The sequence below is a fragment of the Kribbella sp. NPDC048928 genome, from assembly GCF_043197975.1.
GTDB lineage: Bacteria > Actinomycetota > Actinomycetes > Propionibacteriales > Kribbellaceae > Kribbella.
This window is the reverse complement of the sequence record NZ_JBICUC010000010.1, coordinates 95,647-117,441: the sequence shown is the minus strand read 5'-3', so window position 1 is coordinate 117,441 and position 21,795 is coordinate 95,647. Positions and strand designations below refer to the sequence as shown.

General features: G+C 69.7%; 21 protein-coding genes. 12 read left to right on the top strand and 9 right to left on the bottom strand.

What is annotated here, in order from left to right; translation table 11 throughout:
• The first annotated feature begins 6 nt into the window (after positions 1–6).
• Positions 7–1,194 (top strand): amidohydrolase, encoded by a 1,188-nt coding sequence (locus ACGFI6_RS35605; protein ID WP_393126593.1) that lies wholly within the window; start codon positions 7–9, stop codon positions 1,192–1,194.
• On the opposite strand, the gene fes is transcribed toward ACGFI6_RS35605, so the two are convergent.
• Positions 1,191–2,399, bottom strand: coding sequence for an enterochelin esterase (fes, locus tag ACGFI6_RS35600; RefSeq protein ID WP_393126591.1), 1,209 nt, complete (start codon positions 2,397–2,399; stop codon positions 1,191–1,193). The two genes, ACGFI6_RS35605 and fes, sit on opposite strands and share 4 nt — an antisense overlap.
• Positions 2,389–3,750, bottom strand: coding sequence for a M14 family zinc carboxypeptidase (locus ACGFI6_RS35595; RefSeq protein ID WP_393126589.1), 1,362 nt, complete (start codon positions 3,748–3,750; stop codon positions 2,389–2,391). The genes fes and ACGFI6_RS35595 overlap by 11 nt, the downstream gene beginning before the upstream one ends.
• A gap of 144 nt (positions 3,751–3,894) precedes the next feature.
• Here ACGFI6_RS35595 and ACGFI6_RS35590 point away from each other — a divergent pair, with 144 nt between their 5' ends.
• The 6 genes from ACGFI6_RS35590 (at position 3,895) to ACGFI6_RS35565 (ending at position 9,991) form a co-directional block, all read left to right on the top strand.
• Complete coding sequence (locus ACGFI6_RS35590; protein WP_393126587.1) at positions 3,895–5,571, top strand: PucR family transcriptional regulator; 1,677 nt, start codon at positions 3,895–3,897, stop codon at positions 5,569–5,571.
• Between the two features lie 94 nt (positions 5,572–5,665).
• The gene (locus ACGFI6_RS35585; RefSeq protein ID WP_393126585.1) at positions 5,666–6,274 is read left to right on the top strand and encodes an FMN-binding negative transcriptional regulator; all 609 of its coding nucleotides are present in this window, start codon (positions 5,666–5,668) and stop codon (positions 6,272–6,274) included.
• Complete coding sequence (locus ACGFI6_RS35580; protein ID WP_393126583.1) at positions 6,271–7,749, top strand: amidohydrolase; 1,479 nt, start codon at positions 6,271–6,273, stop codon at positions 7,747–7,749. Before ACGFI6_RS35585 ends, ACGFI6_RS35580 begins: the two co-directional genes overlap by 4 nt.
• An 85-nt stretch (positions 7,750–7,834) precedes the next feature.
• Positions 7,835–8,554 (top strand): VIT1/CCC1 transporter family protein, encoded by a 720-nt coding sequence (locus ACGFI6_RS35575; RefSeq protein WP_393126581.1) that lies wholly within the window; start codon positions 7,835–7,837, stop codon positions 8,552–8,554.
• A 20-nt stretch (positions 8,555–8,574) separates the two neighbouring features.
• Complete coding sequence (locus tag ACGFI6_RS35570; protein ID WP_393126579.1) at positions 8,575–9,147, top strand: Chromate resistance protein ChrB; 573 nt, start codon at positions 8,575–8,577, stop codon at positions 9,145–9,147.
• A 28-nt stretch (positions 9,148–9,175) separates the two neighbouring features.
• On the top strand, positions 9,176–9,991 hold the full coding sequence (locus ACGFI6_RS35565) for an SDR family oxidoreductase (RefSeq protein ID WP_393126577.1): 816 nt from the start codon (positions 9,176–9,178) through the stop codon (positions 9,989–9,991).
• Between the two features lie 10 nt (positions 9,992–10,001).
• Here the strand turns inward: ACGFI6_RS35565 and ACGFI6_RS35560 are convergent, their stop codons facing one another.
• Both ACGFI6_RS35560 and ACGFI6_RS35555 read right to left on the bottom strand, forming a co-directional pair.
• Positions 10,002–11,372 carry a hypothetical protein gene (locus tag ACGFI6_RS35560; RefSeq protein ID WP_393126575.1) on the bottom strand — a complete coding sequence of 457 codons (1,371 nt, stop codon included), beginning with the start codon at positions 11,370–11,372 and terminating at the stop codon, positions 10,002–10,004.
• A 12-nt stretch (positions 11,373–11,384) separates the two neighbouring features.
• A complete protein-coding gene (locus tag ACGFI6_RS35555; protein ID WP_393126573.1) occupies positions 11,385–12,224 on the bottom strand; it encodes an alpha/beta hydrolase family protein in 840 nt (279 codons plus the stop codon).
• A gap of 49 nt (positions 12,225–12,273) precedes the next feature.
• Here ACGFI6_RS35555 and ACGFI6_RS35550 point away from each other — a divergent pair, with 49 nt between their 5' ends.
• Both ACGFI6_RS35550 and ACGFI6_RS35545 read left to right on the top strand, forming a co-directional pair.
• The gene (locus ACGFI6_RS35550; protein ID WP_393126571.1) at positions 12,274–13,245 is read left to right on the top strand and encodes an L-threonylcarbamoyladenylate synthase; all 972 of its coding nucleotides are present in this window, start codon (positions 12,274–12,276) and stop codon (positions 13,243–13,245) included.
• A 76-nt stretch (positions 13,246–13,321) separates the two neighbouring features.
• On the top strand, positions 13,322–13,912 hold the full coding sequence (locus ACGFI6_RS35545; protein ID WP_393126569.1) for a rhomboid family intramembrane serine protease: 591 nt from the start codon (positions 13,322–13,324) through the stop codon (positions 13,910–13,912).
• On the opposite strand, the gene ACGFI6_RS35540 is transcribed toward ACGFI6_RS35545, so the two are convergent.
• Positions 13,913–14,824, bottom strand: coding sequence for an NmrA family NAD(P)-binding protein (locus ACGFI6_RS35540; RefSeq protein WP_393126567.1), 912 nt, complete (start codon positions 14,822–14,824; stop codon positions 13,913–13,915).
• Positions 14,825–14,923: 99 nt separating this feature from the next.
• Between ACGFI6_RS35540 and ACGFI6_RS35535 the strand changes: the two genes are divergently transcribed.
• The 3 genes from ACGFI6_RS35535 to ACGFI6_RS35525 all read left to right on the top strand — a co-directional run bounded on the left by ACGFI6_RS35535 (position 14,924) and on the right by ACGFI6_RS35525 (position 17,460).
• The gene (locus tag ACGFI6_RS35535; protein ID WP_393126565.1) at positions 14,924–15,469 is read left to right on the top strand and encodes a TetR/AcrR family transcriptional regulator; all 546 of its coding nucleotides are present in this window, start codon (positions 14,924–14,926) and stop codon (positions 15,467–15,469) included.
• 126 nt (positions 15,470–15,595) lie between these two features.
• A complete protein-coding gene (locus ACGFI6_RS35530) occupies positions 15,596–16,375 on the top strand; it encodes a sigma-70 family RNA polymerase sigma factor (protein WP_393126563.1) in 780 nt (259 codons plus the stop codon).
• A gap of 47 nt (positions 16,376–16,422) precedes the next feature.
• Positions 16,423–17,460, top strand: coding sequence for a LacI family DNA-binding transcriptional regulator (locus tag ACGFI6_RS35525; protein ID WP_393126561.1), 1,038 nt, complete (start codon positions 16,423–16,425; stop codon positions 17,458–17,460).
• Here ACGFI6_RS35525 and ACGFI6_RS35520 read toward each other — a convergent pair.
• From ACGFI6_RS35520 to ACGFI6_RS35505, 4 genes are all read right to left on the bottom strand, one after another.
• Positions 17,448–18,698 carry a TolB family protein gene (locus ACGFI6_RS35520; RefSeq protein WP_393126558.1) on the bottom strand — a complete coding sequence of 417 codons (1,251 nt, stop codon included), beginning with the start codon at positions 18,696–18,698 and terminating at the stop codon, positions 17,448–17,450. The two genes, ACGFI6_RS35525 and ACGFI6_RS35520, sit on opposite strands and share 13 nt — an antisense overlap.
• A gap of 96 nt (positions 18,699–18,794) precedes the next feature.
• Positions 18,795–19,820 carry a Gfo/Idh/MocA family protein gene (locus ACGFI6_RS35515; protein ID WP_393126556.1) on the bottom strand — a complete coding sequence of 342 codons (1,026 nt, stop codon included), beginning with the start codon at positions 19,818–19,820 and terminating at the stop codon, positions 18,795–18,797.
• Between the two features lie 22 nt (positions 19,821–19,842).
• Entirely contained in the window at positions 19,843–20,946 is a 1,104-nt protein-coding gene (locus tag ACGFI6_RS35510; protein ID WP_393126554.1) for an enolase C-terminal domain-like protein, read from the bottom strand.
• On the bottom strand, positions 20,943–21,785 hold the full coding sequence (locus tag ACGFI6_RS35505) for a GDSL-type esterase/lipase family protein (RefSeq protein WP_393126552.1): 843 nt from the start codon (positions 21,783–21,785) through the stop codon (positions 20,943–20,945). The genes ACGFI6_RS35510 and ACGFI6_RS35505 overlap by 4 nt, the downstream gene beginning before the upstream one ends.
• Positions 21,786–21,795: the final 10 nt, after the last annotated feature.

The following is a 21,795-nucleotide window of genomic DNA, read 5'->3' as shown; positions in this document are numbered from 1 at the left end:
GCCGGCATGACGATGCTCGCAATCCACGGCGGCACCGTGGTCCCGATCGAGGGCCCGCCGATCCCCGGCGGAACGGTGCTGATCGACGACGGCCGGATCGTGGCGGTCGGTGCCCAGGTCGCTGTACCCGACGGCGCAACGCTCGTGGACGCCCGCGGCCGGTGGGTGCTGCCCGGCCTGGTCGACGCCCACACCCACATGGGCACGCTCGAGGAGGGTGAGGGCTGGGCCGGCGACGACCACGACGAGGCGACCGTGCCGGTGACCGCGCAACTGCGGGCACTGGATGCGATCAACCCTGCCGACGAAGGCTTCCGGGACGCGATCGGCGGTGGTGTGCTCGCGGTTGGGATCAACCCCGGCTCGTGCAACCCGATCGCCGGTCAGAGCGTCGCCGTCCGCTGTACGGGACGCCCAGGGAACAACACCGTGGACGACATGGTCCTGCGCTCTCCCGCGGGCATGAAGTCCGCGCTCGGCGAGAACCCGAAGCGCTACCACGGCGACGCCGGCAGGCTGCCGTCCACGCGGATGGGGATCGCGGCGGTCATTCGGCAGGCACTCGCGGAGGCCCGCCAGTACGAGGGCACGCCGGTCGATCTCGGCCTGGAGGCGCTCGGACGCGTACTGCGGCGGGAGATCCCATGGCGGCAGCACTGTCATCGCGCGGACGACATCCGTACCGCCGTCCGGCTGGCCGAGGAGTTCGGGTACGACCTGGTGATCGACCACGGTACGGAGGCGCATCTGGTCGCGGACCTGCTGGCCGAACGCAACATCCCCGTCCTGCTCGGTCCGCTGATCGTCGGGCGCGGCAAGGTCGAACTCCGGAACCGGGCGTTCCGCAACGCCCGCCTGCTCGCCGAGGCCGGGATCGAGCTGTCGCTGGTGACCGATCATCCGGTGATCCCTGCGCATCTGCTGATCGTGCAGGCCGCGTACGCGGTCCGCGAGGGTCTCGATCGTGAGGTCGCGCTGCGGGCCGTGACGCTCAATCCGGCGAAGGTCCTGGGCATCGCGGACCGGGTCGGGTCGCTTGCTCCGGGCAAGGATGCGGACGTCTGCATCTGGTCCGGCGACCCGCTCGACCCGATGCAGCGCGTCGAGCTCGGCTACCAGCGCGGCCGCGAGATCTTCCGCTGGGACCACGAACGCCGGGTCGGGATGATCGACGGCCGGGAGTGGTGGGCCTAACGCCCGAGGGCCCACCGGAGTTCGGTGGGGAGTTCGGCCAGCCAGCAGTTCAGGTCGTGGCCGCCGTTGTACTCCCGGTACAGCACCTCGGCGGCGTTCGGGGTGAGCGCCGCGGCCAGGCGCCGGGTCTGCGGGATCATCCAGTCCCCCTCCTGCAGGCCGACGTCCAGGCAGAACCGCGCCGGCACGCTCCGGTCGACCTGGCGGAGCAGCCACTCGGTCTCGTCGTCCGGCGGGCACCACCAGAACGAGCCCGACTGCGCGATCACGTTCCCGAACACGTCAGGTCTGCGGAGACCGGCGAACACCGACGCCAGCCCGCCGTAGCTCTTGCCGGTGATGACAGTGCGGCCGGGATCCGCTGTCGCTCCGGTCCGTTCGCGTGCCCACGGCAACAGCTCGTCGGTGAGGAACTGCAGGAAGCCTTCGTGGCAAGGAAGTTCCCGCGCACGGGTCGCGAAGTCGATGCTGTCCGGCAGGACGGCGACCAGCGGCGGCAGCACGCCCTCGGCGACGAGGTTGTCCAGCGTAGGGAAGATCGGCAGCACCTCTGTCCAGTCCCGACCGTCCAGCAGGACGAGCAGCGCCGGTTCGGGCGCCTGCAGCGCCGACTCCCAGAGCCACACGCGCCGATCGTTGCCCAGGACCTCGGAGTGCACGCTGACCTCACGTATTGCACCGCGGCGTACGCCCGCACGTGGTTCGCACCAGTCCCGCGGTGTTGCCCGGTCCAGCGCGAACGTGGAGAAGTGTTGTGGCGGGCTGACCGGATCGCCCGCGATGCCGGGGAGCGTGAACGGGGTGCGGTTGAAGGGATCCGGGACGAATGTGGCGGCGCGCTCGACCGCGGCCGGCGTACCCGCCGTCTCCAGCGGCTTCAACGGGTCGTCCGGCGACAAAACGTACCGGCCGCGGTGGTCGGCGCCGACCCGGTACGTCCGGAACCAGACGTCGGTGTCCGGCAGTCGTTCGAGCTGGTTGTCCGGGATCTCCCACCACAATGCCGGACCGCCGATCACCGCGACCGTCTCGACCGGCTGTTCTTCCTTCCACACGAAGGTGACCAGCCGGTCCGCGTCGTCGTACGGCTCGACGATCGGCGTACCGACCAGGGCAACCTCGGCCCAGAACCGAGCCAGTACGCCCGCGCGCGGGCCGTCGGCCAGCTCGCGCCGGAGCTGCTCGATCCGCGGGCTACCGGGCACGGTTCAAGTGGTCGGCGGTCGCGACGAGGGCGGCGTACTGCGAGGCGACCAGCGAGCGGATCGGGATCTGGACCATGGACGAGCCCTCCTCGGCCTCCGCGATCCATGCGTCGTACTGGCGGGCCAGCTTGGCCTGCGCGGAGCGGATCGCCGGCGTCGCGTTCCCGATCCCGAGCTCGGCGTCGAGGGCGCGCAGCAGCATGCCCGCGTACCGCAGCCGGAACATGTGCACCGAATCGCTCAACGACGCCACCTCGGCGACAGTCGCGGGCCGTTGGGACGCCGGCTCCGCGGCACGCTTCTCGATGCCGTCCGGCGCCGGACCCATCGCCCGGGCGTAGTAGCGGCTCGCCCGGACGAACGCCGACGTGGGCGTCAGCGCGTCCCCGGTGGCGGCCAGGATGTCCTCCATCCAGGTCACCAGCTCACGGAAACCGGCCGCCTGCTCGCGCAGCAGGTCGGCGTACGACGTGGTCGACGGCGACGCATCGCTGACCCGCGCGTCGTCCCAGTGCGGCAACTCGCTCAGCAGCGTCAACGTCCCGTACGACCGCGCGTACGAGTGACTGCTGTTGCCGCCGAACTTCTCCGGCATCGGGTCGTCGTGCGCGACGTGGTAGTCGTACAGCGTCTCGATGTCGGGCATCCGGAAGATGCCGTCCGCGAACTGCTCCATCGACGGTGACTCCGGCTCGCCACGGTCCAGGCTCAGGCCGAGCCGCTCGGGAATCTCCTGCAGTACGCCGTGCAGCTCGGGCTCGGGCCGCGACAGGTAGTAGTACGCCCCACCGACCTCGGTGTTGTGCAGCGAGCACATCAGCGCCGGCCGCACCTGGTCGATCAGCCGCATCAGCGCGGCGGTCTCCGGCAGTACTGCGTCGAAGTAGGCCGTCTTGTAGTCGAGCGGGAACGTCCACTCGATCTGCTCGTCGCCGGCCGGGCGGTAGAAGTTCCGCGCGTAGTGCTCGCGGGTGAACGGGCCCTTGAGCCAGCCGTGGTTCAGCCGCAGCCCGTCCGGGTCGATGCACGAGATGACGTGCCATCGATGCCCGAGCCGTTCCCGCAGTACGTCGTCCTCGCAGAGCCGGCGGGCCAGGTGCAGGGCGGTCAGGCCGCCGATCGGTTCGTTCGGGTGCGGCAGCCCGAACACCAGGGCGTCCTCCCCCGCCGATCCGATGGTCAGACACAGCAACGGATCGCCGAGCCGGGACGTGCCGATCCGCCGCAGCGTGGTCACGTCGGGGTGCCGTTCGTGGAGCCTGGTCAGCTCCTCGGCGAGTTCGTCGGCGGTGCTGAACACCGCGATCTCCGGGACGGTTTCCAGTTCGTCTTGCAGCCACGCGGGCAGCACCCGGTCGCCTCCTCGATGGTTCCGGACGGGCCTCTCATCGTGCGGCTGCGGCCGCCGGACGGCCTTGGTCCAGGCCACCAGTTCAGCCGACCGCTTTGTCGGATCCGACAAAGCGATCTCGGGCAGGAGGTCTATTCTCACTACATGCACGGTCGGTTCAGCCGCGGATACAGCCCCGAGTCGTCGATCCCGTCGGCGACCTTTGTCGTGCCCGTCGAACCGCCCGCGGACGCGCCGTACCGCACGCTGGGCGGCGTCATCGAGAACCTGGGCCGGCACGCGCTGCACGTGATCGCCGACGGCGGCCGGTTGGCGGACCATATCGGCGAGGTCGTCGTGCACGGTCCGGGCGAGCCGCTGCCGCCGGCCGAGGACGGCATCCTGCTGCTCACCGGGAGCCCGTCCGAGCAGTCGGCCGACACGGTTCGCGGCGCCCGCGAGGCCGGGTACCGGGCCGTCGTCGTGAAGGCGTTCGGCGATGATCTCGGCCGGCTCACCCGGGTCGCCGACGAGACCGGCGTCGCGCTGCTCACCACGCCGGACGAGATGGCGTGGCGGCACCTCGACGCACTGATCAGCTCCAGCAAGGAGCCCGCGTTCGCCGGGGACAGCGACCGGTTCGCGGCGATCGGGCTCGGCGACCTGTTCGCGCTCGCGAACGCGATCGCTTCATCGGTCGGCGGAGCGATCACGATCGAGGACCCGACCGGCCGGGTGATCGCGTACTCGAACCTCCCGCACCAGGAGATCGACGAGATCCGCCGGCTCGGCATCCTCGGTCGCCAGACGCCGGACCGGCCGACGAACTACGAGGAGTACCAGGCGGTCCTGCGTTCGGAGAGCCCGGTGTTCTTCGAGAGTCCGTCGCCGGAGTACGCGAGCCGGATGGCGATCGCCGTCCGCGCCGGGACCGAGGCCCTCGGCCTGATCTGGGTGCTCACCGACCGGCCGCCCGTGGTCGCGCGTGCCGAGCTCGTTCTCGCCGACGCGGCCCGCGCCACGACGCTGCATCTGTTGCGGGCCCGCGGGCAACGCGATCCCGAGCGCGCCCGGCGGACCGAGGCTCTTCGGCTGTTGCTCGACGGGGCGGTCGCTCCGCGCAGCGCGGCCGCGCAACTCGGCATCAAGCCGGACACCCCGAGCATCGTCTTGGTGATCGCACCGGTCGGTGACGACGTCGAGCCGATCCTGGCCGCGTCGCGGATCGTCGACCTGGTCACGCTGTACTGCGAGGCGTGGCATTCGAGCGCCTTGTGCGTCACGGATTCGGGAGTCGTCTACGCGCTGCTCCCGACCCGTACGACCGAGGAACCGTCACCGCGGCTGCTCAAGCTCGCCGACGACCTGGCCGGCACGATCGAACGCTCCGGGCACCTCGACGTCCTGGTCGGCATCGGCTCCTGCGCCGCGACCCTCGCCGACGTGCCCGAGTCGCGGGCGATGGCCGACCGCGTCCTCGCTGTGCTGAGCGGGCGCAGCGAACCCACGGCGCGGGTGGCGAGCGTCGAACAGGTGCGCACCGAGGTCGTACTGCGGACGGTCGCCAATCAGGGCGCCGCGGTCGAGGACCAGCTCCTCGGTCCGGTCCGCGCGATCCGCGAACACGATCGTCAGCACGGGACGGAGTACGGCGAGAGCTTGCTGACGTACTTGAGCTCGTTCGGTGATGCCGTCCGCGCGGCCGAGGCACTGAACATCCACGAGAACACCATGCGGTACCGGATCCGGCGGATCGAGACGATGTTCGACCTGTCGCTCGAGGACGGCGACCAGATCCTCGCCACCTGGCTGCAGCTGCGGCTGTTGCGCCTGACCGACTGATCGCGGCCGGCCTGTCGGCGGCGACAACCGCGCGCCCGCAATCGTTCGCGGCCGACAAAGCCTCGGCAGGGCGCTGGAATCTACCGTTCTGGGCATGCTGGAGAACCCCGCCTACGCCCTCACCGACACCGCCCGCATCCAGGACCTCGTCACCCGCCACTCCTGGGTCACGCTGGTCAGCCACCTGCCGACCGGCCTGGTGGTCTCGCACGCCCCCGTCCTCGCCGAACCGGACCACTCGATTCTCGGCCACCTGGCCCGCACCGACGCCGACGCCCACGAACTCGGGCAGCACGACGTCGTCGTCATCGTCCAGGGTCCGCACGGCTACATCACGCCGGACTGGTACGCCGGTGGACCGTACGTCCCGACCTGGAACTTCGTCGTCGCGCATCTGCACGGCCGGCCGGAGTTGCTCACGGCCGAGGCGACGTACGACGTCCTCAGCCGCACCGTCGACCACTACGAGCAGGTCAGGCCGAAACCGTTCCGGCTGGACGAGGTGACGGCGTACGCCCAGAAGCTCGCCCCGCACACCACCGGCTTCCGGCTGGTCCCTTCGCGCATCGTCGCGAAGGCGAAGCTCAGCCAGGACAAGCCGCTCGCCGACCAAGCAGGCGTACTGCGAGGGCTCGACAGCGACGACGTGCACGGTGACCCGGGACTGGCCGCGACGATGCGGGCGTACGGGGTGGGCAGATGAGCCTCGTACTGCGACAGGTCCAGGTCGGGGTCGACGGCCCGGTCACCGACGTACGGATCGCTGACGGACGGCTGGCCGAGATCGGCGACCTCACACCCGAGTCCGGCGACGAGGTCCTCTACCAGCGGGGTGCGACGCTGCTGCCCGGCCTGATCGACGGCCATGTCCACACCGCGCAGTGGGCCGAGCGACGCCGGCGGATCGACGTCGAGGGCGCCCGATCCGCCAGCGAGGCCGTCGAGCTGATCGTCACCGCGCTCCAGGATCGTGCAACGCCGGCCGCCGGCGACATCGTGATGGCTCACGGCTTCCGCGACGGTCTCTGGACCGCTGCCCCGCACAAGGACCTGCTCGAGTCGGCGCTGCCCGGCGTCCAGGTGGCTGTCATCAGTCAGGACCTGCACGCGATCTGGCTCAGCTCCGCTCTGCTGCATCGGCTCGGGCGTGACCACGAGACCGGCGTGCTCCGGGAGCAGGACTGCATCCAGATCAACTACGAGCTCGCGCGCGACGTACCGACCGACCTGTCCGACCGATGGGTCCTCGAGGCAACCCGCGCCGCCGCGCGCCGGGGCATCACCTCGATCATCGACTTCGAGTACGCCGACAACCGGACCGACTGGCTGCGCCGCTCGGAGCGTGGGCCGGTCCCGGTCCGGGTGAAGGCGTCCGTCTGGCGGCCGTGGCTCGACGAGGCGATCGACGCTCGCCTGCGGACCGGTCAGACGCTGGACGGTGGCCACGGCCTGATCGAGGTCGGGCCGTTCAAGCTGGTCGCCGACGGCTCGCTCAACACCAGGACGGCGTACTGCCACGACCCGTACCCGGAGGCCGAGCCGGGCGAGCAGCACGGCCTGCTGCTGATCGACGAGGACGAACTGGTCGTACTGATGACCCATGCCTCCGGCAACGGGCTGCAACCGGCCGTGCACGCGATCGGCGACCACGCGAACACCATCGTCCTGAACGCCTTCGACCGGGTCGGTTGCACCGGCCGCATCGAGCACGCCCAGCTCGTCCGGCCGGACGACGCGGCCCGCTTCGCCCGGCCGGGTCTGATCACCTCGATCCAGCCGCAGCACGCGATGACCGACCGCGACGTCGCCGACCGGCACTGGCCGGACCGCACGGCGTTCCCGTACGGCTCCCTGTTCCGCGCGGGTGCCACGCTCGAACTCGGGTCCGACGCGCCCGTGGCCGAGCCCGATCCGTGGCACGCGATCGCGGACGCCGTGCACCGTACGGACGACGACCGCCCGCCGTGGCACGTCGATCAGGCGATACCGCTGCGCGCCGCTCTCCGCGCGGCCGCAGGCGGCCGGGAGCACCTCGCGGTCGGCGACCCGGCGGACCTCACCCTGGTCCCCGCGGATCCCGCGACATTGTCGAACGGCGACCTGCGCTCACTGCCGGTGCTGGCCACGGTGGTGGCGGGCAGGGTGACCTTCCTTGCGGACGATTTCGGCAACGAATAGACTGATGTAACAGGTGATGCAGTTTAACTGAGGTTACGCAAACCTTGGTACGGGAAGGCTCACCTCAGTGCGGAAGGATGGTCCTATGACCGCGGAAGTCGCGGAGCAGTCCCCCGAGATCCACCACTCCCATCGCGACGTCACCGGCGGCTGGTTGCGGCCGGCCACGTTCGGCGTGATGGACGGCCTGGTCTCGAACTTCGCCCTCGTCGCCGGTGTGGTCGGCGGCGGCGCGACCGGCAAGGTCGTGATCGTCACCGGGCTCGCCGGTCTGGTCGCGGGCGCCTGTTCGATGGCGTCCGGCGAGTTCACCTCGGTGTCCTCGCAGGCCGAGCTGATGCAGGCCGAGATCGCGATCGAGAAGCGCGAGCTGGAGATCCACCCGGTCGAGGAGGAACGCGAGCTCGCGTTGATGTACGAGGCCAAGGGCCTGCGTCCCGAGCTGGCCGCCGAGGTGGCGCGAGAGCTGACCGCGAACCCGGAGGTCGCGCTCGACACCCACGTCCGCGAGGAGCTCGGCGTCGACCCCAACGATCTGCCGTCGCCGTGGATCGCGGCCGGCTCGTCGTTCGTGGCCTTCGCGATCGGGGCCCTGATCCCGCTGATCCCGTTCGTGTTCGGCGCCGGGAACCTGCTGCCGGCGTTGCTGCTCAGCGCCCTCGGCCTGGTCGTCACCGGCGGCGTCGTCGGCAAGATCACCGCCCGCCCGTTCTGGTACGGCGGCGGCCGCCAGCTGCTGCTCGGCGGACTCTCGGCCGCGGTGACGTTCGCGATCGGCCTCGCCGTCGGGACCGGACTGTCGTAGCCGGGGATAGCCTGTCCCCCATGGCTACGACAGTCCGGACCCGACGCAAGAAGCCCGAGAGCTGGCTGCTGCTGATCTACAAGGTGCCCAGCGACTCGTCGCGGGCGCGGGTCGCCGTCTGGCGTGAGCTCAAACGCCTCGGCGGGTTCTACGTGCAGCAGGCCGTCTGCGTACTGCCCGACCGCGCCGAGCTGCGGGCCGGGATGGAGAAGGTGCGCGCCCGGGTCACCGAGCTGGGTGGCTCGAGCGTGTTCCTCACCCTCACCGACGTCGAGGACGATGTCCGCGAACAGTTCGTCGAGGGCTTCCGCGCGCAGTCCGCGAAGGAGTACGCCGAGATCGTCGAGGAGTGCGACACCAAGTTCGTCAAGGAGATCGAGTTCGAGCGGTTCCGGGAGAACTACACCTTCGAAGAGGCCGAGGAGATCCGCCAGGACCTCGAGAAGCTCCGCCGCTGGCTCGCCAAGGTCGAAGGCCGGGACTGGATGGACGCCGACGGCAAGGACCTCGCCAACCGCAAGGTCGCCGACTGCGAACAACTCCTCGAAGAGTTCGAGGCCGACGTCTACGAACGTACCGAAGGCCACGTCTGACCAGATCCAGCCAAGTTAGGGTCGCTGCATGGGTCCTGCAGGAGCTGTTGTCACCGGTGCCGGGCGCGGGCTCGGGCGCCAGATCGCCGGGCTGCTGATCGAGCGCGGGTACACGGTGCTGCTGACGGACGTCGACGCGGAGGCGGTCGAGCGTGCGGCCGCGGAGCTCGGCGAGCGCGCTGTGCCGTACGTGCTCGATGTGCGTGACGGCGTACGGACCGCGGCGGCGCGCGACGCGATCGTGGAACGTGCCGGCCGGCTGGACGTCTGGATCAACAACGCAGGTGTGCTGCACACCGGCCCGGCGTGGGAGCAGGAAGAGGACACCCGGCGGTTGATGATCGAGGTCAACGCGCTCGGCACGATCAACGGCACGGTCGCCGCCATCGAGGCGATGCGTCCGGGCGGCGGCCACATCATCAACGTCGTGTCGCTGGCCGGCCTCACCGCTGTTCCGGGCGAGGCCGTGTACGCGGCGTCGAAGCACGCGGCGATCGGGTTCAGTCTGAGTACGCTCGCTGATCTGCGGATCGCGGGCATCCGGACCATCGACATCTCCTGCATCTGCCCGGACGGCATCTGGACGCCGATGCTGCACGACAAGCTCGACGATCCCGCGTCCGCGCTGTCGTTCTCCGGCAAGCTCCTGCAACCCGAAGAGGTCGTCGCGGCCGTCGGCAAGGTGCTCGACCGGCCCCGTCCGGTCACCGCCGTGCCGCCGTGGCGCGGCTTCCAGGTCCGCCTCGGCGACGCCGCACCACGGCTCGGCCTGCGGGCACTCCCGTTCATGGTCGCGCAGGGCCGCCGGGCTCAACGCCGGCTCCGCGCGAAGCTCCAGCCGTAGGCCGTCCGGTTCAGTCGACGGTGATGTCGATGTGGTGGTGGCCGGTGAGGGTGGCTGAAAGGTGTGGGGCTTGCTGGGGCTCGCCGTCGAGGCTGAAGGTGGAGATGTTGGTGCCTTCGCCGCGCAAGGTGATGTCCAGCGTCGCGCCTCGGTAGCGGAGCTGTTGCAGCGCCCACTCACCCGCGTACGCGGCCGGTACGGTCGGACGGAACATGATGCCGTCGGTCCCGAACTCGAGTCCGAACAGGCCCTCGTGGACCAGTCGTAGTAGCGCGGTCGCCGACCAGGTCTGGTCCGGGAGCGACTCCCACTGCCGGCCGACCTGCCAGCCGCCGTCGACCGCGCCGGTGGTCGCGTTGTAGAGCTCGAACAGTTCGTCACCACTCAAGCGGAACAGGCCGACCAGATCATCGAGCGTACGGCCGAACTCCGGTGCCTGCCGGGCCTTGCTCGCCGCGTAGCCCCACAGGCCCATGACCATCGGCCAGCAGATCGCGTTGTGGCGGCCCGGGCGAGCCGCCTCGAACCGTTCGAAGTGCGGCCACACGTTCACCACCCCGAACGGCTCGTGGTGGATACCGGCCACGATCGCGGCCGTACGCTCCGCGTCGGCGATGCCGAACTCGACGGCCAGGGCGAGTCCGGCGGTCTCCTCGTGCAGATCGAGGCCGTCCGCTCCGAGGAAGTAGCCGTACCGGCCGGCCTCGTCCGACCAGAGGTGGTCGTTGATCGCGGCAACGAGCTCGGCACGCTGCGTGGCGTACGGTGCCGGATCCGCGCCAACCTCCGCGGCCAGTTGCTCCAGGCAACCGAGCGCTCCGGCGTACACAGCGTTCGTCGACAGGCAACGGATGTCGTGACTGGCCGGGTGGTCCAGGACGAACGACGACGGGTTGCCGGGCTGGTACGGCGGTTCGGGATAGCCGGCGATGCCGTCCTGCATGAGAGCCGGCCCGCGGTAGAGGCCGGTCGTGGCGTCGAACCGCTCGCGGCGGAGGATATCGAGCGAGGCCGCCGCGATCCGGAACGCCTCGGCCCCGAACTCCGCGTCACCGGTCACGAGCTGGTGATGCCGGGCACCGATGATCCAGATGATCTGATCCCACCATTGGTTGTCCTGGGCAATCAGACCGTCGCCGCAGACCTTCCGCAGCGTGTACTTCGCCACCTCTGGCGCGAGCAGGCTCGCTGCGTGCCACGAGTTGATCGCGGCGTCCCGCGTCCACGGATCCGAGTACCCGCCGCCGGCCCGCAGGAACGCCGCCTCGCCGTCGGGGATCGTGTTGACGTCGAGGACATTGTGCAGAGCCGCGGTGTAGCAGACCTCGAGATTCTCACCACGCACACCGGCGGCGGGCACAAGCACAGGGCGATCAGTCATGCCCCCACCCTTTCAGAAGCCGAGCAGGCGACGGGCCTCGGTTCGACAGGTGGTCCAGCCCTCGTCGTGCGGATCGATCAGCTCGAAGTGGCCGGCCTTCGGGAGCTCGGTGAGTTTGACCGGGTCACCGGCCTTGAGGGCGGCGTCCCGGTAGCGACGGCTCTGCTCGATCGGGACCTCCTCGTCGCGTGTGCCGTGCACCAGTGCGACCGGCACCTTGAGCGGCAGCCGTTCGTACGGTGATGCCAAGGTGTAGCGCGCTCGGTCGCGGTCGGGCGTGGCACCGAGGAAGGCCTGTACGGCATCGCCGCCGACCTGCTCGCGGTAGGCGTCGACCAGATCGAGTACGCCGGCCTGCGACACGGCGCCCTGGATCCGGACCCGCGGGGCGGCGCCGGGCGCTCCCGCGGGCAGGTGCGCGCGGCCGGCTGCCCAGACCGCCAGCTGCCCACCGGCGGAGTGGCCGATGGCGATCACCCTGCTGACGTCGACCCGCGGCTGCTGCGCGAGCGCGTCGATCGCGGCCGCCACGTCCTCGAACGTCGCCGGCCAACCGCCACCGTTGCCCACCCGGCGGTACTCGATCGCGTAGCCGGCGATTCCGTTCCGCGCGAGATCCTCGGCCAACGGAATCGCCAGCTCCACGCCGTACTGCTTCATCCAGAAGCCGCCGTGGATCACGACCGCTACCGGGACCTTCTTGGACCCGTCCGGAAGGTAGAGCTGCGCCGACTGCGCCTCGTCCGCCCCGTAGCTGACCGCGACCGGTTCAGCGGTCTTCGGCTTGTCCTTCGCACAGGCGGCGACACCGGCCAGCGCGCCCGCAACCAGCAACCCACGCCGAGTGATCACACCACCGTGTTCGCCACCGGCCGCCCGACGGATGGGTACGATGTGGGGCGTGTTGGCAGGAACCAGTGAGATCGAGAAGGCCGCCGAGGTACTGCGAGCGGGAGGCCTGGTGGCGATCCCGACCGAGACGGTGTACGGCCTGGCCGCCAACGCTGAGGACCCCCAGGCGGTCGGACGGATCTTCGAGACGAAGGGCCGCCCGCCCTCGCACCCGCTGATCGTTCACATCGGCAGCGCCGCGCAGCTGGGCGACTGGGCCGAGGACGTGTCGGCCACCGCGCAGCTCCTGGCCGATCGCTTCTGGCCTGGTCCGCTGACGCTCGTCCTGCGTCGCGGCCGGCGGGTTCCGTTGGAGGCGACGGGTGGGCTGGAGACGGTCGCCGTACGGGTGCCTGATCATCCCGTCGCGCTGGAGTTGCTGAAGACGTTCGGTGGTGCGGTCGCGGCGCCGTCCGCCAACCGGTTCGGCTCGGTCAGTCCGACGACCGCGGAGCACGTACGGACGGAGCTCGGCGACGACGTCGACTTCGTGCTCGACGGCGGCCCGTGCGGCGTCGGCGTCGAGTCCACGATCGTGGACCTGACCGGCGAGCACCCGACGATCCTCCGGCCCGGCGGAGTGACTCGCGAAGATCTCGAAGCGGCACTCGGGTATCCGCTCGCGGTCCCGGCGACGAGTGAAGTGCGGGTGCCGGGTCAGCACCCCTCCCACTACGCGCCTCGCGCCCGTGTCGTACTGGTCGAACCCGAGAAGATCCCCACCGAGGTCGAGCTCGCACGGGATGCGGGCCATCGGGTCGGCGTCCTGCTCCCACCTGTGTTGTCAGGTACGGCGATCGACGCCCAGGCGATCGTGCCGGTGCCCGACTCGCTGGACGCCTACGCGCGCGGCCTCTTCAGGTACCTGCGCGAGCTGGACGAGCAAGGCTGCGATCTGATCATCGCCTCCCTGCCCGCGGAACAGGGGCTCGGTCTGGCGATCGCCAACCGTCTCCGTCGTGCGGCCGGCCCGCGCGGCTGAAAGATCATGACAAACGTCGTAGTTCCGCGTGACAAACGTCGGAGGTAGAACGGCCGCCACGCACTAGGTTTCAGTTGTGACCACTCGGACCGCTGCCCCGACCCCGTTCGCCGCCATTACTTTCGGCCCGCGCAAGCCGCTGCTGACGGCCGCCGTCTTTCTGGTGACACTGGCCGGCGGCATCGCGCAACTGGTGCATCGACCGCTGTACGACCACGTCGTACGGGACGCCGCTCGGATCAACGACGGGCAGTGGTACCGCCTGCTCACCGGCATGTTCTTCCAGGACGGCTGGGCGGCCGGCCTCGTCTCGAACCTGATCCTGCTGGCCGTCGTCGGCACAGTCGCCGAACGCGTCCTCGGCCGGTGGCGCTGGCTCGTCCTGTACTTCGGCTGCGGGTGGCTCGGCCAACTCATCAGCTACGCCTGGCTCAACCCGGTCGGCGCAGGCAACTCGATGTGCGTCGCCGCCCTCATCGGCGGCCTCGCAATGACGGTGCTCCTGGCCCAACGCTACGGAGTCACCCTGCCGCTTCCGCTCCGCATCACCGCGTTCCTCGTCCCCGCACTGGCCATAGCCGACACCGCCGTCCAAGACAACCACGGCCTCCCCTGCCTACTGGCCATGGGCCTTACTCATCTCATCGCCCCGACTCCTGAGGCCTGACTACAGGTTCTGGTCCGTCCAGGCCTCGAAGGTCGTGAGCGGGACTCCGAGATCTTTCGCGTACTGGGGACGCGCGGGCTGCCCGACCGCGTTCAGCCACTCGTGCGTTGCACCCATCGGAGGCATCCCGGCCGCCAATGCCTCCGCCTCGGTCAGGTCGGGAGCCGTCAGCTCAACCCCCAGGGCGCGTGAAAGCGCCGCCGCGACCGCTGCCATCGAGAGGTAGTCGCCGGCCAGTTCGAGCTCCACGCGATCGAACCGCTCGGGCGCGGCGATCGCCGCCGCGGCCGCAGCCCCGATGTCCTGCACCGCGATCAATGACAGGTGCGTCGCGGGCTTCACGACGCTCACCAAACCACCCTCGACGCCGCGTGGAAACAGGAACGCCATCGACGGCAGGAAGTTCTCCATGAAGAACGCCGGCTTGAGCAGCGTCCAGGCCGCGAATCCCGCCGTACGGACGCGATCCTGGATCGCACTCTTCGCACCCAGCGTCGACTCCATCGAGGTCCACCGCCCCTCGGCCCAGCCCGGCGCGTCGACATGCTGCCCGGCACCGGACACCGACGTGTGGACGAACTGCGGTACGCCGGCGGCGATCGCCGCCTCGACCAGGTTGATGCCCTGGGCAACTTCACCGGCGAAGTCGGGCTCCCCGGTCTCGATGGACGGCATCTGCACCGAGAACACCGCGCGAACGCCCGCGGCGGCCTTCAGCACCGAGTCGCGATCGTGCAGGTCGCCTCGCACCAGCTCGGCTCCGAGCGCCTCGACGGCTCGGGAACGTTCACTCGCCGGGTCGCGTACCAGCGCACGGACCGGGATGCCCGCGGCCAGCAGCGCGCGGGCAGTCGCACCACCCTGCCGCCCGGTCGCACCGGTCACCAGTACGGGCATGGAGTCAGTCGCCACCGTGATCCTCCTCGTCAGGTTTCTAAATGGCGGGGCCCGCCACTTAGTCTCCGCTACGATATGGCGGACCCCGCCAGTTAGCAACCCGGGAGGTTCGAGATGGCCGATCAGCGCGCGGACGCCCGGCGGAACTACGCCCGGGTCCTCAGCGTCGCCGAGGAAGAAGTCGCGACTCATGGAGCCGGTGCCTCGCTGGAACAGATCGCCCGGATCGCCGGCGTCGGCTCGGCGACCGTACGGCGGCACTTCCCCACCCGCCGCGCGCTGCTCGAGGCGGTCTCGCACCAACGCATCGCCGCGCTCTGCGCGCGCGCCGAGGAACTGCTCGGGTCCGACGACAGCCGTACGGCCCTCCTGGAGTGGCTCGGCGATGTCGTCGCGTACTGCGTCACCGCCCGCGGGCTTGCCGAAGCCATCGCGTACGACGGCGACACCCACAAGAACAGCTGCTCCGCGGCGCTCGAAGACGCCGGCGGTCCGCTCCTCGACCGAGCCGCCCAGGACGGCGCCGTCACCGCCGGGGTCACCGTCGAGGACCTCATCACCGTCGCCGTCGGCATCTCGCAGGCCACCGCGCACTACCCCGACCCCGCCGCGCGGGCCGACCACCTCCTGCAACTCACCATCACCGGCGTGAGTCCGTAGTCAGCCACTGGGCGTCGTGCAGTAGAGGATTCGCCTGTTTGGCCGCGGGTACTTGTGGGTGGTCCTGGTGGCGGTACAACCATGCGCCGCGGTGCGCCGGGACGGCACAGGCAGGGCAACCCGCACATGACAACGTGTAGTCCAGTCCGGCAGTCTCATGCAGAACAGTCCGCGCGGACGGAGGGCCTGCTCAGGGCCGCGTTCGCCAGTCACGGTCCAGGCCGGGACGAGCTCGTCGATCAGGCGATCGTCAGCGCGCTCCCACTCGCCCGCACCATCGCCGGCCGTTACCGCGGCCGGGGAGTCGACGACGAGGACCTCGAACAGATTGCCGTCGAACATCTCATCCGCGCACTGCGCAACTATCGTCCCACCGCCGGCTCGGACTTCCGGTCGTACGCGGTACCAACGATCCGGGGCGGCATCCGGCACCACTTCCGCGACAACGCCTGGGCCATCAAGCTTCCGCGCCGGCTGCAAGAAATCCAGAGCCGGGTGAACGCGGTACAGACCTCGCTCGCGGTCAGCCTCGGGCACTGGCCCGACCACGCCGAACTCGCCGCAGCGATCAATGTCGACGTCGCCGAGATCGTCGAAGCCGAACAGGCCCGCGGCTGCTTCCAGCCGTCCTCCCTGGACGCCGAACCGCCGCAGGAGACCGGCAACCAGAGTCCGCTGCGCCGACTGGCCTCGCAGGGCGACACGTACGAGCTCGTCGACCAGGTCCACACGCTCCAACCCGTCGTCGCCGGGCTCCCGGCCAGGGACCAACTCATCCTGCGCCGGCGCTTCGTCGACCACTGCACCCAGGCGGAGATCGGCGCCGAGATCGGCGTCAGCCAGATGCAGGTCTCCCGGCGCCTCCGCTCGATCCTCAACCAACTCCAACTCGCGATGTCAGCCTGACACCGCGGTGTTCCGGAGCGGGTCGGGCGTCCTGTTAGGCTCGCCGTATGGTGACGCTCAAGGATATCGCCGAGCGTGCAGGGGTCTCGGTGTCGCTCGTCTCGGGTGTGATCAACGACAGCCCGTACGTCCGGATGACCGAGGCCACGAAGCAGAAGGTCCTCGACATCATCGAGGAGAGCGGCTACGTCCCGAACCACTCGGCCAGGAGCCTGAAGTTCTCCCGGACCGACGTCCTCGCCGTCATCATCCCGAACATCAGCGACCCGATCTTCGCCGGACTCCTCGCGGGCGTGTACGCGGGCGCCGAGAAGCACGGCTACGTGGTGCTGCTCGGCGACGCCCGGGAGCTCGTCTCGGGCAGCAAACTGCTGGAACGCATCATGGGTCACGGTCAGGTCGACGGCACCTTGATCCGGCATTCGGCGACGTTGAGCAACGACGTGATCAGCCAACTCGCGAAGCGCCGGGCCCCGGTCGTGCTGATGGACGTGTCCGAGACCGAGGACCTCCCCTGGGTGGGACTCGACGAACGCAAGGGCACCGCCCGGGCCGCGCGGCACCTGCTGTCGCTCGGGCATCAGCGGATCGGGTTCCTCGGCGGCGAACGGGAGTACCCCGGCACGCAGCGCCGCATCGAAGGCGTCCGGCGAGAACTCGGCAACGCCGGACTGTCGCTGGACGAGAAGGACATCTGGTTCGGTCACCAGGAGCCGCTCGAGGGCTATGCCACCATGCAACGACTCCTGGCGTCGGGCGATCTTCCGACCGGACTGATCGTCAACAACGTCACCACCGCGACCGGCGTACTGGCGGCCGCCGCCGACGCCGGTGTTCGCGTGCCGGACGACCTCTCACTGGTCGCTTATCTCGACTACCCGGCGGCCGCGCTGGTCCGCCCGGCGATCACCGCGATCGACCAACCGCTGTTCGAGGTCGGGTACCACAGTGTCGAGTTGTTCGAGCGGATCCGCCGCGGCGACCAGTGCGAGTCGTACACGATCCAGTCACCGGCACCGCGGCTGATCAAGCGGAACACGACCCGGCGGATCGGCCCGACCCTCGTCCGCCGTCAGACCGGATAGCCGAACGCCCGCAGATCGACGATCCCTATCCGCAGGCCGCCGGTGTTGACGTTGTCCGGATCCGGATCGTTGAACAGTACGTAGCGCCCGTCCGGTGAGAAGATCGGGTGGTTGTGGCGTGGATGGCTGACGCCACGGTTGGTCTGGGGCACGACGGTCGTGATCGGGAACTGCCCGGTCGTGTCGATTACCTGGATGCACATCGCCGAGCCGGTCAGGCTGGTGTCGGTAACGACGTACCGGCCGTCGCGGGACACGTCACAGTGCTCGAACCGGCCGGTGGCCAGCTGTTCGGGCTCGGAGCCGTCGAGGAATCCGCGCCAAACACCTCGGGGGTTCTCGTAGTTGATAACCACGACGGTCGGAGCGTCCCACGACGCCCGCTCGTGCGAGAGCCGCAGCACCTGTCCGCTCGCCAGGATCTGCGGTACAACATTCGCTCCGGCCGGCGCGTGCACCGGGTGATGCGCCCACACCCGCTCCTTGTGCAAGGTGCTGTCGCCCTCGCGGGAGAAGACGATCCAGTCCTCGTCGTACGGGCAGAAGTGCACGTGATTGTGCAGGGTCTCGCGTTCCACCAGCACCTCGCGAACACCGGTGGCGATGTCGACCTTCACGATCTTCGAGATCTGATCCCCCGGAATCTCCGGCACCGCGGGCTTCCCGTACAACTCGCTCAAGGCGATGTGGGTGCCTGCCGCGTTGATGGACGCGGTGGTGTCGGCGATCGTCGCGCCCTCGGGAACCTGATAGATCTGCTCCCAGGTCGAACTGCCGGTCGCGACGTGCTCATTGAGGTCGTAGGCCCAGATTCGCGGGCGTGTGGTCTCAGGCTTTGCTGCAGAGGGAGACTCGGCGTTGAGCAGAAGCCCCGTCGCCCGACTCACGTCCAGGTATCCCCCGACCATCTGGTGTCCCGCACGGTCGGGGACCTGGAACGACGTCTGCATGACCGTGTCGTAGACATGCAGCAGGTTCGGTCCGCCAAGGGTGAGCGCCTTCCGGTAGACGAAGTACCGGCAGCCGTGGAAGTAGCCGTTCTGGTGCATGTACGTGACATAGGCGGTGGTGTCATAGCCGGTGATCCACTGCACGTCTGTGCTCAGCGGTCCGCCGCGTCGCGGACGGACATCCGGCGGCCCAGCCAGGGCCGGAAGGCCGTCCAGCGTCCCGAAGGCACCTACCAACGCGGCGCCCGCGCCGCCGATCAGCAGACTACGTCGACTCGGTCCGGTCATACCGTCAACCCCATTCAAGCATCGTCGGCCTCGGTTCATCACCGAGCTGAATCCCTTTGATGCATCCTTACATCACAACAACACCCCGGCAACAGATCAGGCCCGGATTTCCGGCAGCCGACGAACGTCCCGGCGAGCACCCGAGGCGGCGGACTCGTGCATCGCCTCGATGAATGCCACCGCGGCGGCGGCCGGCTCCGGTGGGCCGAGGTTCGGCCCGCGGCCGAGCACCAGGTCGAGAAAGGCCGTGGTCGGAGCCTCGGCGGGGTATGGCGGCCGCAGATGGTCCCGGGGTGCCGCGAGGGACGATCCGTCCACGCGCTGCAGTTGCGCCGTCCCGAACAGGATGTCCTGATCGACGATGCCTCGCTGCCCGACGTACCGGAGCCGTTGGGTGATGGCGAGCCGCGGTGCCAGTGTGCCGGTACTCGCCGCAACGCCGAGCGCTCCGCCCGTGAGGCGGAAGGCCGCGGCGTCGACCACGTCGACATCGAGGCCGCGCCCATCGGTGAACGCGGTCACCGACTCGGCCTCCTCACCGGTGACCCACGCCAGCATGGCGATCGCGTGGCTCAGCTGGGTATGGCCCTGACCACCACCGTTGCGCGCTGAGTACGTCGCGGACGGATCGTCCTGCGCCGCGGCGAACAGCGCACCCGCACGGGACGAGAACTCGATGGAGACCTGGAGCAGGGTCCCGAGCTGTGTCCGTACCCAATCGCGCACCGTGGCAGCGCTCGGCGAATGCTGCGAGGTGTACCCCACCGAGAGGTGCAGACCCAGCTCAGACGCCAGCCGGACAAGGGCGAACGCGTCGTCGGAGGTCGTAGCGAGCGGCTTCTCGACGAACACGTGCTTGCCGGCACGCAGGAGCGCTTCGGCGATCGGGCGATGGGTCGCGTGCGGACTGCAGACGATCGCACAGTCGAAATCGCCGTCCGCGATCAGCGCCTCGAGGTCCGGGACCGCTCGCGCGCCAGCGGACTGCGCGAGTGCATCCGCTGCTGCGTGGTCCGGGTCGCACACGATGACCAGTTGTGCGCCGGGACAGGCGAGGATCGCGGGCGCGTGGAAGCGCGTCATCCACGATCCCGCTCCCACAGCGGCCACTCGTACAGTCATCTGGCATCGATCGGGTTCAGGATCATCGGAATCCCACCGCTGCAGGCTCGATTCCGACGCCCGGGGTCGTTCCCGGTGCCGGTCGCCGGACGGCGTCGGGATTCAGGCCGACCATGATCTCGGCGAGTGCGCCGGGCCCGGCCGCCCCGAGCAGGTGCAGCGCCCACGGCTGGGTGGCTGCCGCGTGCGGGGCGAAGCGGATACCGTTGTCCTGGGCAACGGTGCCGAGCGTCGCCGCCAGTCGCAGGCCTCCGCACCACGTGACGTCGACCTGCAGTACGTCCGCGCAACGGCCCTCGACGAACCGCAAACCGTCCCGAAGGCTGAACAGGTGCTCGCCGCCCGCGATGCGGACCGGCGACGCTCTGGCCCGCAGCTCGGCGTACCCCAAAAAGTCGTCAGGAGGCAGCGGCTCCTCGATCCACACCAGCCCGAGCCCGGCCGCTGCGTGGGCGAACTCGGCGGCGTACGGCACGTCCCACGACATGAAGCAGTCGATGGCGATGCCCACCCCGGCCGGCAGCCGCTCACGCAGTACGGCGAGATCGTCCAGATTGGCGTGGAAACCGTCCCGTCCGTCGGCCGGTCCGAAGCGCGCCGGCCGCTTCACCAACTCGGCGGCACGCAGCGTTTGTTCGTCGATGCCGTCGAGCGCCTCGATGCCCGCGGCGGTGAGATAGAACGGCAACGGAGCGCTGCTGCCACCGAGCAAGGTGACGAGCGGTACGCCCGCGCTCCGGGCGCTGAGATCCCACAGTGCCAGTTCGCAGGCGCTGATCCCCATCGAGGCGATGCCGCCGGCCGCGTACGGCAGGGTCGCGCGACGGAGCTCCTCGGTACGCCGGGTGATCTCGAGCGCGTCGCTCCCGATCAGCAGCGGCCCGAGATGCTGCTCGACGAGCGCGGCCGTGACCGTACCACCACGACTCTGCCCGATCCCGTACACGGCGGCATCGTCGGTCTCGATCCAGACCCAGACCAGGTCGGCGCCCGGTCCGCGCCACGAGCTGCGCCGCTCGGCGTACGGGGGGAACCACGCCATCGGGCTCGACACCCGCTGTTCGTCCAGCCACGTGGCCGTCGAGAACGGCGCCGTCCGTACGGACACCCGGCTGATGACCGTCATGCCGACCTCCGGGACGCTTGCTTGTACGCGGTGCTCAGCCCGGAGGCACCGTCACGAGCCAGGGCAGCGAATCGTTCGCCCATGAGCCGGTAGCCGGCAGCGTCCGGATGCAGCCGATCGTGGAGATGATGGGCGTCGGCGTCCGCGAGCAGCAGCCGGCCGTCGAGATGGTGGAGCAGGCCGTCGTACGCGCGGCGCTTGCCCACGATCTCGGCCACGGCCTCCCGGACCGCTCCGAGCGTCAGCCGGCCGGCGGCGTCGGCCAGAGGACGCGCTCGCAGCCGGCCCTTGGCCTGTGGATCACCCTCCGTGGGGCCCGCCGTGTGCTCGTGGATGGGACACGCAATGGGGCCGATGACAACGATCGGCGTCCTCGGGTGCCGTTCGCGGATGGTGTCGAGGAATCCGTGCAGGGCCGGGACGAAGGTGCGCCGGCTCATCGCGTCACCGTTGACGATGTTGATCCCCACCTTGAGAGTGATGAGCTCGGCCGGCAGCCCGCGGATCGTGCGCGCGGTGAACGGATCGAGCATCGCGTTGCCACCGAAGCCCAGGTTCGTGACGTCGAGGTCCAGTGCGCGGGCGGCGATCACCGGCCAGGTTCCAAGCGGGCCGTCCGCATCGCTGCAGTGACTGATCGAACTGCCGTGGTGCACCAAGCGGAGGCGGCCGGACGGTTGGGCCGGGACCACCGGCGCGGAGGCCCGCAGTGCCCGCACCTCGACCCAGGCCGTGTGCGGCAACCACACCTGTACGTTGCGCGAACGCAGCCCGTCGCCTCCCAGTGCGAGGGACACTCGGACCGGCCCACGCAGGCTGCCGTCGCACCTCGAACCCACCAGCAGTCAC